The 12,127-nt window shown below is 55.0% G+C and carries 12 protein-coding genes and 1 tRNA gene; 7 read left to right on the top strand and 6 right to left on the bottom strand.

Annotation, left to right across the window (positions count from 1 at the left end; genetic code table 11):
* Positions 1–490: 490 nt before the first annotated feature.
* Positions 491–578, bottom strand: a tRNA-Ser gene (locus NNN71_RS20180).
* Between the two features lie 144 nt (positions 579–722).
* The gene (locus NNN71_RS20175) at positions 723–2,342 is read right to left on the bottom strand and encodes an ABC transporter substrate-binding protein (RefSeq protein WP_271459197.1); all 1,620 of its coding nucleotides are present in this window, start codon (positions 2,340–2,342) and stop codon (positions 723–725) included.
* 224 nt (positions 2,343–2,566) lie between these two features.
* On the opposite strand from NNN71_RS20175, the gene yccA reads away from it, so the two are divergent.
* Positions 2,567–3,226, top strand: a complete 660-nt coding sequence (gene yccA, locus NNN71_RS20170) for an FtsH protease modulator YccA (RefSeq protein WP_064548883.1) — start codon at positions 2,567–2,569, stop codon at positions 3,224–3,226.
* Between the two features lie 89 nt (positions 3,227–3,315).
* Complete coding sequence (tusE, locus tag NNN71_RS20165) at positions 3,316–3,645, top strand: sulfurtransferase TusE (protein WP_064548881.1); 330 nt, start codon at positions 3,316–3,318, stop codon at positions 3,643–3,645.
* On the opposite strand, the gene yccX is transcribed toward tusE, so the two are convergent.
* Positions 3,642–3,920 carry an acylphosphatase gene (gene yccX / locus NNN71_RS20160; RefSeq protein WP_163448574.1) on the bottom strand — a complete coding sequence of 93 codons (279 nt, stop codon included), beginning with the start codon at positions 3,918–3,920 and terminating at the stop codon, positions 3,642–3,644. The genes tusE and yccX overlap by 4 nt on opposite strands.
* Positions 3,921–4,049: 129 nt before the next feature.
* Between yccX and rlmI the strand changes: the two genes are divergently transcribed.
* Together rlmI and hspQ are read left to right on the top strand one after the other, a co-directional pair.
* The gene (gene rlmI, locus NNN71_RS20155; protein WP_163448573.1) at positions 4,050–5,240 is read left to right on the top strand and encodes a 23S rRNA (cytosine(1962)-C(5))-methyltransferase RlmI; all 1,191 of its coding nucleotides are present in this window, start codon (positions 4,050–4,052) and stop codon (positions 5,238–5,240) included.
* Positions 5,241–5,311: 71 nt separating this feature from the next.
* Positions 5,312–5,629, top strand: coding sequence for a heat shock protein HspQ (gene hspQ / locus NNN71_RS20150; protein WP_064548889.1), 318 nt, complete (start codon positions 5,312–5,314; stop codon positions 5,627–5,629).
* 62 nt (positions 5,630–5,691) lie between these two features.
* On the opposite strand, the gene NNN71_RS20145 is transcribed toward hspQ, so the two are convergent.
* A complete protein-coding gene (locus tag NNN71_RS20145) occupies positions 5,692–6,105 on the bottom strand; it encodes a CoA-binding protein (RefSeq protein ID WP_064548875.1) in 414 nt (137 codons plus the stop codon).
* 133 nt (positions 6,106–6,238) lie between these two features.
* On the opposite strand from NNN71_RS20145, the gene mgsA reads away from it, so the two are divergent.
* The gene (gene mgsA, locus NNN71_RS20140) at positions 6,239–6,697 is read left to right on the top strand and encodes a methylglyoxal synthase (protein WP_271459196.1); all 459 of its coding nucleotides are present in this window, start codon (positions 6,239–6,241) and stop codon (positions 6,695–6,697) included.
* A gap of 46 nt (positions 6,698–6,743) precedes the next feature.
* On the opposite strand, the gene helD is transcribed toward mgsA, so the two are convergent.
* Positions 6,744–8,798 carry a DNA helicase IV gene (gene helD, locus NNN71_RS20135; RefSeq protein ID WP_271459195.1) on the bottom strand — a complete coding sequence of 685 codons (2,055 nt, stop codon included), beginning with the start codon at positions 8,796–8,798 and terminating at the stop codon, positions 6,744–6,746.
* Positions 8,799–8,920: 122 nt separating this feature from the next.
* Here helD and NNN71_RS20130 point away from each other — a divergent pair, with 122 nt between their 5' ends.
* Together NNN71_RS20130 and yccS are read left to right on the top strand one after the other, a co-directional pair.
* Complete coding sequence (locus NNN71_RS20130; protein WP_223802253.1) at positions 8,921–9,367, top strand: YccF domain-containing protein; 447 nt, start codon at positions 8,921–8,923, stop codon at positions 9,365–9,367.
* An 18-nt stretch (positions 9,368–9,385) separates the two neighbouring features.
* Positions 9,386–11,512 carry a YccS family putative transporter gene (gene yccS, locus NNN71_RS20125; protein WP_271459194.1) on the top strand — a complete coding sequence of 709 codons (2,127 nt, stop codon included), beginning with the start codon at positions 9,386–9,388 and terminating at the stop codon, positions 11,510–11,512.
* Here yccS and NNN71_RS20120 read toward each other — a convergent pair.
* Positions 11,513–12,127 (bottom strand): TfoX/Sxy family DNA transformation protein (locus NNN71_RS20120; protein ID WP_333909581.1); only part of this gene is annotated, 615 nt, incomplete at its 5' end.

Below are 12,127 nucleotides of genomic sequence, written 5' to 3'. Positions count from 1 at the left end.
CTGTATTTCCTTACACCTCTTTTTTATCATTAACTACTTCCGTGATTAACATCATATTTTACTCTCGATGATATTCACCAACCCGTCATTCATCGCTGCAATTAAATACAGAGGACGCAACGCATCGGTTAATACGAGTGTAGACACTAATACTTCCGTTGTAGTAATGGCATCAATTAATACGCCACATAAATGGCATGAAATCGACAGGTAAAAAATTAATACTTTGATTTTAATGCTAAAAAAAATAGCAAAATACAGACTATTCCTACTCCTCAACCGAAAGACTTAACTGAAATTTACTCCTTGTCCCTGTGAATGACGCTCCACTTCGAGCGCATTGCGCTTCCCGACGATAAAAGACACCGCATTTATTGGTGGTAGGTCGACGCCTTATTGCTCAAGGCCGATGGCGGGAACAGGAAAAACTGAAGAGAAAATCGCAGGAACGAAAAAGCCCCGAGCAACAAAGTTGCTCGGGGCTAGTATTTGGCGGAAGCGTAGAGATTCGAACTCTAGAACCCTTTCGGGTCGCCGGTTTTCAAGACCGGTGCCTTCAACCGCTCGGCCACGCTTCCAATGAGGCGCACTATAAACATCCCGAACGGACCTGTAAAGCACCAAAACGTTCGTTTGCCTGAAAAACAGCCAAAAAGTTGTTATTCGTCTGAAAAAACAACAAAATGGCTAGTTTTAAAACGCTTTTCCCGCCCTCATCCTGCTTAATGTTTTTTGATAAACATATCTTTGGTGTAGTAATACCCCAGGCGGTCAGGGGTAAAACCGCCTACCCACGGTTTCACCAGATGCGTGCGCACATAGTGATAGACCGGAATGGCCGGCACATCGCGCGCCAATAGATCTTCTGCTTTCTGGTAGTCACGGGCGCGCTGGGCAGCGTCCTGTGTTTTCGCTGCATCGAGCAGCGCGGCGTCATAATCCGGGTTGCTGTACTTTGCGGTATTCTCACTGTCGCCGGTACGGAAGGTGTTCAGGAAAGTGGAAGCGTCATCGTAGTCGGCGATCCACGCGTAGCGCACAACGTCAAAGTTACCCGTATGCATCGCATCCAGCATGGTTTTCCACTCCTGGTTTTGCAGCTTAGCTTCGACGCCGAGATTTTTCTTCCACATTGAAGAAGCCGCAATCGCCACCCGCTGGTGTGATTCAGAGGTGTTGTAGAGCAAATTGAATGATAATGGATGCGCGTCGTTAAACCCGGCCTCCGCCAGCAGTTTTTTCGCTTCAGCAATTCGCTTATCGCGCGGCCATGATGCGTAATCCGGGCCGTTCAGCTTCACGCCGCCAATCTCCGGCTGGCTGATTACCCACGCCGGCCGCTGCCCCTGCCCCATGACCTTATCGGCAATGATGTCTTTATCCAGCGCCATGTTCAACGCGCGGCGTACGCGGGCATCGTTAAACGGCGCTTTGGTGGTATTGAACTCGTAGTAATAGGTTGCCAGCTGCGGCGACACGTCCACCTCGCTGCCTAAGGTTTTTTTCAACTGGCTAAACTGGTTGATCGGCAGCGTATACACAATATCGACCTCTCCCGCCTTGTAGCGGTTAACGTCGGCCGCTTCGGAGCGGATAGGCAGATAGGTCACCTTATTAATCACCGTCTGCTTATCATTCCAGTAGCGCGGATTACGCTCGGCTACGATCCGCTCGTTCACCACCCACTGGGATAAATGATACGCGCCGCTGCCGACAAAGTGTTCCGGCTTCACCCATTTATCGCCGTAGCGACCAATCAGCACTTTATCGAGCGGCACCATAGACGGGTGCGCCAGCATGGCAAGAAACGCGGAAGTGGGCTGCGTCAGCGTCACTTGCAACGTGGTGTCGTTAATCGCCTTCACGCCAAGCGTATCCGGCGTTTTCTTACCCAACGCAATATCGGCAGCGTTCATAATATGCATGTTGCCCGGATAGCTGGCGTACGGCGACGCGGTGGCTGGCGTCACCAGACGCTGCCAGCTCCAGACGACATCCTGCGCGGTGATGGGCGAACCGTCAGACCATGTAATGCCCGGGCGTAAATGGAAAGTCCAGACGGTGTTGTCCTTATTCTCCCAGGATTCCGCCAGCCGCGGCTCAATGCTGCCGTCCGGTTTCACCGCCACCAGCCCGTCGAACAGGTCGCTGATGATATTAAACTCAACGTCGCTTTCAACCTTATGTGGGTCGAGCGAAGCAGGCTCATTGCCGTTGCTGCGCACCAGCTCCTGTTTGTCGGCAAGTTGCGTTCCTTCCGGCACGGTCGCGGCCTGCGCCGCCCCAGCCAGACCCATCGCCAGTAGAACCATCGTGATGTTGTTATGTTTGTATAATTTCATTTCCATTGCCTTGTTGTTAGAACCCTGTTCACTCTTGGCACAGACGGTTGATAACGCAAGTGCTTTCAATAACCTATAAGAGATTGATCTCGCTCTTTCGTGCTTTATATTGTGTTTCTGTGACGAGCCAGAAGTCTGAGTAAAGATGGGTAAAAAGATTTGGGAATAAAAGAGAGATTTCTTATGCTGTGCCACTAATAACATCTGTCATAAGAGAGTGACTCATGGATCGCATAATTACTTCATCGCGTGACCGCTCATCGCTGCTGAGCACACATAAAGTCCTGCGTAACACCTATTTCCTGCTGAGCCTGACGCTGGCGTTTTCCGCCATCACCGCGACCGCCAGCACCGTGCTGGGGCTACCGTCTCCGGGCTTAATTCTGACGCTGGTCGGCATGTACGGCCTGATGTTCCTGACCTATAAAACGGCCGATAAACCGGTTGGTATTCTGTCTGCCTTCGCCTTTACCGGCTTCCTGGGCTATATCCTCGGGCCGATTCTTAACGCCTACCTGTCCGCGGGTATGGGCGATGTGATTGGTATGGCGCTGGGCGGCACCGCGCTGGTGTTCTTCAGCTGTTCTGCCTATGTGCTGACCACTCGCAAAGATATGTCGTTCCTCGGCGGGATGCTGATGGCCGGGATCGTCGTGGTGCTGATTGGCATGGTGGCTAATATCTTCCTGCAACTGCCGGCGCTGCACCTGGCCATTAGCGCGGTGTTTATCCTGATCTCTTCCGGCGCCATCCTGTTTGAGACCAGCAACATCATTCGCGGCGGGGAAACCAACTATATCCGCGCGACCGTTAGCCTGTACGTCTCGCTGTACAACATCTTTGTCAGCCTGCTGAGCATCCTCGGTTTCGCCAGCCGCGACTAACCTACCTGCTCATCAACATCAGGGCCTCGCTTATGCGGGGCCTTTTTATTTGCTACACTTCCCGCCATCTGTTTGTTGTGTGAAATATTATGCTTATCTATCAGAACACCGAAATTGAGACCGATAGCGAAGGCTATCTGAAAGACACCACTCTGTGGAGCGAAGGATTGGCCGAGGCCATTGCCGCGAACGAAGGCATTGAACTCAGCCCTGAACATTGGGAAGTTGTGCGCTTTGTGCGCGAATTTTACCTGGAATTCAACACCTCGCCGGCAATCCGCATGCTGGTGAAAGCCATGGCCAACACCTTTGGCGAAGAGAAAGGCAACAGCCGCTATTTATACCGCCTGTTCCCGAAAGGCCCGGCTAAACAGGCAACGAAAATCGCCGGCCTGCCAAAACCGGTGAAGTGCATTTAATAGCGAATACTGAAGTTGCTCCACGCTTTTTCGGGTTGATGTGGTTCCGCCAGAACTTTATCAACCCGCGCGCTACGCGGCCCGCCTGCCTTGAGCCATGCCAGCAGCTTTTCGACCTGTTCATCGTTACCGCAGGCAACCACTTCGACGCTGCCATCATCAAGATTGAGCGCATAGCCGCGTAGGCCAAGGCGCTGCGCTTCCTGTTGAGTAAAGAAGCGGAAGCCGACCCCCTGCACCTTACCGTAAACCCAACAAATCACACACTTATCCATCTTTATTCCTCCTCTGTCTGTCTCAACTGTAGCGCCATTTCTCCCGACATTCTGCCCTCGCGCGTTGCAATTGTGCAGGGAAGTCGGGAAAATGCAGCCTGATTCCATCAAACAGCCAGAAAATTAACTATGAGTGTACGTTTAGTGTTAGCCAAAGGGCGCGAAAAATCATTGCTGCGCCGTCATCCCTGGGTCTTTTCCGGCGCGGTTGCCCGCATGGAAGGCAAAGCCAGCCTCGGTGAGACCATTGATATTGTCGACCATCAGGGTAAATGGTTAGCCCGCGGCGCGTATTCCCCCGCCTCGCAGATCCGCGCTCGCGTCTGGACGTTTGACGCTAATGAAAGCATAGATATCGATTTCTTCGTCCGCCGCCTTCAGCAGGCGCAAAGCTGGCGCGACTGGCTGGCGAAAAAAGATGGGCTGGATAGCTACCGTCTGATCGCCGGTGAATCTGACGGTCTGCCGGGCGTCACCATTGACCGTTTCGGCAACTTCCTGGTGCTGCAACTGCTGAGTGCCGGTGCCGAATACCAGCGCGCCGCGCTGATTAGCGCCCTGCAAACCCTCTACCCGGAATGCGCCATCTACGATCGTAGCGATGTTGCGGTGCGTAAAAAAGAAGGCATGGAGCTGACCCAAGGGCCGGTGACCGGTGAATTGCCGCCAGCGCTGCTGCCGATTGAAGAACACGGCATGAAGCTGCTGGTCGATATTCAGGGTGGCCATAAAACCGGTTATTACCTCGATCAGCGCGATAGCCGCCTGGCGACCCGCCGCTATGTTGAAGACAAACGCGTCCTGAACTGCTTCTCTTACACCGGCGGTTTTGCCGTTTCGGCGCTGATGGGCGGCTGCCGCCAGGTCACCAGCGTCGATACTTCTCAGGAAGCGCTGGACGTTGCGCGCCAGAACGTTGAGCTGAACAAACTCGACCTGAGCAAAGCGGAGTTCGTGCGCGACGACGTGTTTAAACTGCTGCGTAAATATCGCGATCAGGGCGAGAAATTCGATGTTATCGTGATGGATCCGCCGAAATTCGTCGAAAACAAAAGCCAGCTGATGGGCGCCTGCCGCGGCTATAAAGACATCAACATGCTGGCTATTCAGTTACTGAATCCGGGCGGCGTGCTGCTGACTTTCTCCTGTTCTGGCCTGATGACCGCAGATTTATTCCAGAAAATCATTGCCGACGCCGCTGTAGATGCCGGTCGTGATGTACAATTTATAGAGCAGTTCCGTCAGGCAGCCGATCACCCGGTGATTGCGACGTACCCGGAAGGACTGTACTTGAAAGGATTTGCCTGCCGCGTCATGTAACTTGAAAAGCGAAATGGTGTCTATATATATAGTAGAAGTAGAGAGAGGCCATTTCCCGGGAGGTGAGTATGATGATTACCAGCAAATTCGGTATCGGCCAGCAGGTGCGTCACTCCCTGCTGGGCTATCTGGGCGTGGTGGTAGATATCGACCCGGTTTACTCGCTTGACGATCCTGATCCCGACGATCTGGCGGCTAACGACGAACTACGCGCGTTGCCGTGGTATCACGTGGTGATGGAAGATGACGAAGGTCAGCCGGTGCATACCTATCTGGCCGAAGCCCAGTTGAGCAGTGAGCCGAGCGAGGATCATCCCGAACAACCGACGATGGATGAACTGGCGCGTACCATCCGCCGACAGCTACAGGCACCGCGGCTGCGTAACTGATTGATTGCCGCGTTAATAAAAAACCCGCTATGCGGGTTTTTTTGTATTCTCAGCACGCGCGTTTATTTCGCGAGGCCCAGACGAGGGATCTCAATCGCCGGGCACCGATCCATCACCACCTGCATCCCCGCATTGCGCGCCAGCACAGCCGCCTGTTCGTTAATCACGCCAAGCTGCAGCCACAGCGTCTTCGCCCCGATGGCTATCGCCTCTTGCGCCACGCCCCACGCGGCTTCCGAATTGCGGAATACGTCAACCATATCGACCTTCTCTGGCACTTCGGCAAGGGTGGCATAGCCTTGCTGCCCGAGCAGCGTTTTGCCGCCAACCTTCGGCGAAACAGGGATCACGTGATAGCCCTGATCCAACAGGTATTTCATCACCCGGTAGCTTGGACGGTCCGGCTTGTCGCTGGCGCCCACCAGCGCGATGGTTCGCGTGGTCGTCAAAATGCTGGCAATCTCGTTTTCAGTCATCATTATCCTCCTGGCCAATCACTTAAGTGTACGCTAGTCCGCTAATGTCGGGCGTCAAATTTTTGCCAATCAGGGCTTGCAGCCTGATTCGCATGCAGTAATCTGTCTGGATTCAACACTCAGGGAAAGACACATGGAACTGACAACACGCACCTTACCGGCGCGTAAACACATCGCGCTGGTCGCGCATGACCACTGCAAAGATATGCTGATGAAATGGGTACAGCGCCATCAGGCCTGCCTGGCAAACCACACGCTGTCAGCGACCGGCACCACTGGTAACCTGGTACAACGCGCAACAGGCCTGGAAGTCCAGGCGATGCTCAGCGGCCCGATGGGCGGCGACCAGCAGGTTGGCGCGCTGATCTCCGAAGGGAAAATCGACGTACTGATCTTCTTCTGGGATCCGCTCAACGCCGTACCTCATGACCCGGACGTGAAGGCCCTGCTGCGTCTGGCAACCGTCTGGAATATTCCGGTAGCCACCAACGCCGCCACCGCCGACTTTATTATTCAGTCGCCTAACTTCAGCGAACCCGTGGATATTCTGATCCCAGATTATCCGCGCTATCTGGCAGATCGCCTGAAATAATTCCTCACGTTCCCGGAGCCGACGCGGTGTCGGCTCCGTTCTTCGATTACGGTTTTCTCGCCACCGGCACCGACAGTTGTTTTAACACCTCCACGAACGGCGACGGCTGCGCCTTATTGAACAGCAGCCAGACGCGCAGTCGTGCGCGAGTCATCGCCACGTACAACAAGCGCCGCTCTTCAGCATCGGGGAAATCTTCCGGCTCAGGCAGCAACGCCTGCTCCATAATCGACTCACGCGCAGGGGCCGGAAAACCGTCAAAACCTTCCTGTAGCCCGAGTACAATCACATAATCCGCCTGCTGGCCCTTACTGGCGTGCACGGTCATGAAATCAATATTCAGCTTCGGCCAGCGCGTGGCCGCTTTCTCGAGGGCGGCAGGCTTGAGGTGGTGATAGCGGGCCAGCACCAGAATACGCTGGTCCGGCGTCACGTAGCCGCTGAGCTTATCAAACAGTGCATCAAGCTTATCGTCCTCCAGCAGGGTGACGGCATTTTTGTCGCCCGTGGTCAGACTGTTCAGCGGTTTATTCAGCTGGTGCGGGTTTTGCTGAATAAAGCGGTTAGCAATTTCACCGATGCGGTTGTTGAAGCGATAGGTGGTATCCAGCGCGCAGTTATCCCCTTCACCAAAATAGTGGTTGAAGGCGGTGGTCAACGACAGCTGCGCGCCGCTAAAGCGGTAAATCGCCTGCCAGTCATCGCCAACGGCATACAGTGAAGTCTGCGAGTTTTGTTTACGTAACGCCGCCAGCAGCGCCGCACGCTGCGGGGAGATGTCCTGAAATTCGTCGACCAGAATATGCTTCCACGGGCTGACGAAGCGCCCCTTGTCGAGGATGATAATCGCCTGGTGAATCAGACCGGAGAAATCGACGGCATTTTCGGCTTTCAGCGCAGCTTTCCACGCCTTCAACATCGGTGCCATCAGCTTAATCCGCTTGCCGAACAGATCCCGAATCTCCTCCGGCGCACCGGCAATCATCTCAGCCTGGGAACCTCCATGCATACGCATCAGGCTGACCCAGCGGTCAAGACGGCTGCCCATTCGCTTGATGATTTTTTCATCTTCCCAGAAGCTGTCTTCCTCTACATCCCAGCCCAGCTCGTCCTGTAACCACAGGCGCCAACCTTTGGCCTGCGCTTTTTTCTCCCGGCACTGCTGCTGCCAACACGCGATAAACAATTTAGCGCGAGCAGCAGCATCGTTCTCCAACTTACTGACGACCGGCACCTTCTTACTGCCTTGCTGAATGATTGACAGCGCCAGCGCATGGAAAGTACGCGCGGTGATGGCATCAGTATGCAGGCGCGTTTGCAGGCGCTCGTCCATCTCTTCAGCCGCCTTACGGCCAAAGGCCAGCAGCAAAATCTGTTCCGCCGAGGCTTCGCCGCGCTCAAGCAGCCAGCCTGCACGCGCCACCAGCACCGACGTTTTACCACTACCGGCCCCCGCCAGCACCAGCAACGAACGCTCGCCGTTGACCACCGCACGCGCCTGGGACGGGTTCAACGGTGACGACTCTATACGCGCAAAGAAGTCGCTGTACTGTTCCAGCATTGCTTCGGTGTAGCGCTGATTATGTAGCGCGCGCCCGCTTTCTTTATCTGCCAGCCACGCCTGACACTGCCGCCAGGCCTCGCGACAGTTATCAAATTCTGCCAGTCGGTTTGTCGGCAGCGGCAGACCCTCCAGCGCCTTAACGATCCGCTGACGAATATCCTGCGCCTGCTGGCGAGTCAACCAGCGATTCTCTTCGCGGCTCCCGGCAATAACCGCCAGCTGTTCATCCAACAGCCCGGCGGCGATGTCGCTCATCTCCGCGCTCCACTGCTGCCACAGCCCCAACAGGTGACGGTGAAAGCGCTGCGTCTCGCCCCATTCTGTCCCGTGCAGGCGCACAACTTTATTCTCGGGCAGCACGAACTCCAGCTCTCCCCACACCAGGCCACGCTTGCAGTTAATCGCCAGTAACTGATTAAAAGGAATGAGATATTCATGCTGAGGGCCGGACACCCGTACGCCCGCGTTGAGGATCTCAACCCGGTCATAAGGATGCTGCGCCATGCGCTTACCCAGCGTCGTTGCTTTTAATTCCATGTCGTGCCGAATCCTGACTTTTTCGATATCTCACAGTGTAACCGCCAGAGAATAGGTGCTCCAGCCTAAAAAAACGTTACAATCAGCAGGTCTTATTATTCACAGCGCTGCAGTGAGGATTTATGCGTACTGTTCTGAATATTTTGAATTTTGTATTAGGTGGTTTTCTGACAACTTTCGGCTGGCTGCTGGCAACGCTCGTCAGCATCGTTCTGATTATTACGCTGCCGCTGACTCGCTCATGCTGGGAGATCACTAAGCTGTCGCTGGTGCCGTACGGCAACGAAGCGGTGCACGTCGATGAACTTGAACCGGGGGCCAAAAGTAGCGTAATGAATGCGGGCGGCACCCTGCTCAATATTCTGTGGCTTGTGCTATTTGGCTGGTGGCTGTGCCTGACGCACATTATGGCCGGCATCGCCCAATGCATCAGCATTATCGGTATCCCGGTCGGGATTGCGAACTTTAAAATAGCCGCTATTGCCCTGTGGCCAGTTGGGCGTCGGGTGGTGCCCGTCGAAGTGGCGCGCGCTGCGCGCGAAGCAAATGCCCGTCGCCGTTTTCAGTAATCAGGACTCTTAACCGCTATGCTAAGCCCGCTGCTTCGCCGCTATACATGGAACAGTACCTGGCTGTACAACGCCAGAATATTTATTGCGCTCATTGGCACAACCGCCCTGCCCTGGTGGCTGGGCGATGCAAAGCTGACCATCCCGCTCACTCTTGGGGTGGTCGCCGCTGCGCTAACGGATCTCGACGACCGCCTGACCGGGCGGCTACGTAACCTGGTTATTACCCTGATTTGCTTTTTTATCGCTTCAGCATCGGTTGAAGTGCTGTTTCCCTGGCCGTGGTTGTTTGCGCTGGGGCTCACCGTGTCGACCATCGGGTTTATTTTGCTGGGCGGGTTGGGGCAGCGCTATGCCACCATCGCCTTTGGCGCGCTGCTGATTGCCATTTACACGATGCTCGGCGTATCGCTCTACGCTCACTGGTATCAGCAGCCGCTGCTGCTGATTGCAGGGGCCGTATGGTATAACGTCCTGACGCTGACCGGGCACCTGATATTTCCTATTCGCCCATTGCAGGATAACCTCGCCCGCAGCTACGAGCAGCTTGCTCGCTATCTGGAGCTGAAGTCGCGCCTGTTCGATCCCGATCTTGACGACGATAATCAGGCGCCGCTGTATGAGCTGGCGCTGGCAAACGGACAACTGGTGTCGACGCTCAATCAGACGAAAGCGTCTTTATTAACGCGTCTGCGCGGCGACCGCGGCCAACGCAGCACCCGTCGTACCCTGCACTATTATTTTGTCGCCCAGGATATCCACGAGCGGGCCAGCTCATCGCATATACAATATCAGGCGCTACGCGACCAGTTCCGCTACAGCGATGTGATGTTCCGCTTCCAGCGCCTGCTCTCAATGCAGTCTATCGCCTGTCAGGATCTGGCTAAGGCCATTTTGCTGCGCACGCCTTATCAACATGACGCCCGTTTTGAGCGCGCCTTCACCCATCTGGACGCCGCGCTGGATCGCGTGCGCGCCAGCGGTACCGCGCCGGAGCAGATGAAAGCGCTGGGTTTTCTCCTCAACAACCTGCGGGCCATCGACGCCCAACTCGCCACCATTGAGTCTGAACAGTCGCCGTCGCAGACGAACAGCGAAACGGAGAATGTGCTTGCCGATGATAGCTTGCACGGTTTCGACGATATTCTTTCACGCCTGAGTCGTAATATGTCGCCGGAGTCCGCGCTGTTCCGCCACGCGGTGCGCATGTCGGTGGTGCTCTGCGTTGGCTATGCCTTTATCCAGTTGACCGGATTACAGCACGGCTACTGGATTTTGCTCACCAGCCTGTTCGTCTGCCAGCCGAACTACAACGCCACTCGCCATCGCCTGGCGCTGCGTATTATCGGCACGCTAGTCGGCGTAGCGTTGGGCCTGCCGATTCTCTGGCTGGTGCCCTCGCTGGAAGGGCAACTGATACTGATTGTGGTCACAGGCGTGCTGTTCTTCGCTTTTCGCAACGTACAATACGCTCACGCGACGATGTTTATTACCCTGCTCGTGCTCCTGTGCTTTAACCTGCTGGGCGAAGGGTTCGAAGTGGCGTTGCCGCGCGTGGTGGATACGTTGATTGGCTGCGGTATTGCCTGGCTGGCGGTGAGTTTTATCTGGCCAGACTGGAAATTCCGTAACCTGCCGCGCGTTCTGGAGCGAGCCGTGGACGCTAACTGTCGCTATCTGGATGCGATTCTCGAGCAGTATCATCAAGGCCGCGATAACCGTCTGGCCTACCGTATTGCGCGCCGCGATGCGCATAATCGGGATGCTGAGCTGGCCTCGGTGGTATCCAACATGTCTACCGAACCGAAGGTCACCGCCGAAATGCGGGAAACCGCGTTCCGCTTACTGTGCCTGAACCACACGCTCACCAGCTATATCTCGGCGCTGGGTGCCCATCGCGAAAAACTGACCACCGCAGAGATTCTGGCGCTTCTGGACGACGCCGTCTGCTACGTCGACGATGCGCTGCATCATCAGCCCGCAGATGAACAACGGGTTCAGCAGGCGTTAAGTGGGCTCGCGGCGAGGATCCATCATCTCGATCCTCGTCCGGACAGCAAAGAGCCACTGGTTCTGCAACAAATCGGCCTGATGATTTCTCTGCTGCCTGAAATCTGCCGTCTGCAGAAGCAGGTGATACGCTAATCACCTTTTCTGGGTGTAATTTTGCACCCACGTTTCCAGCTCCTGGCGCGTTTTCGCCGGGAGCGCCGCGGCATGAACGCCGATGATAGCCCCCTCCAGCGAATACAACACATTCACACTCAGCTGTTTACGTAACTGCCGAAGCCGCATCCACGCCGTTTTAGAACCCATTTGCCGGAGCGTACGGACGTCCTTAATACCTGCTTCATGCAACAGCAGTTCCATATGAAAAGAGAGGTTGGGAAGATCTTTGAGCCGTAAATGCCGCCGTCGACGCTTCTCACTTTGCGCATCTTCAAGTGCGAACTGTCCAAGCAAAAGCAGCTCTGCTCTATTCGACCACAGCCATTCATCGACGCGAAAATAGTTAAGCTGCTGCGCATGCCCTCGTTTACGTACCGTTAACAGTGGCGGTGAGTGCTGGGCCTGATAGGTGGCGTTTTTTTCGCACGCCCTCAGATACAGCTCACCTTCTGCGACCATAGCAAAGACGGTATTGTCAACGGCCAGACTATAGCCGCCAAACAGTGCCCGAGACTTTACTTTCCCTAACACCGAGAAATATTCCTGGGATTGGTAAATCCGTTTATAAGAGATAATCTTCATGATTAATCC

Origin of the sequence: Kluyvera sp. Awk 3, assembly GCF_028069715.1 — a bacterium.
Classification (GTDB): Bacteria; Pseudomonadota; Gammaproteobacteria; order Enterobacterales; family Enterobacteriaceae; genus Kluyvera; species Kluyvera georgiana_A.
The sequence above is the reverse complement of the archived record's forward strand: the minus strand, read 5'-3'. Positions and strand labels throughout refer to the sequence as shown.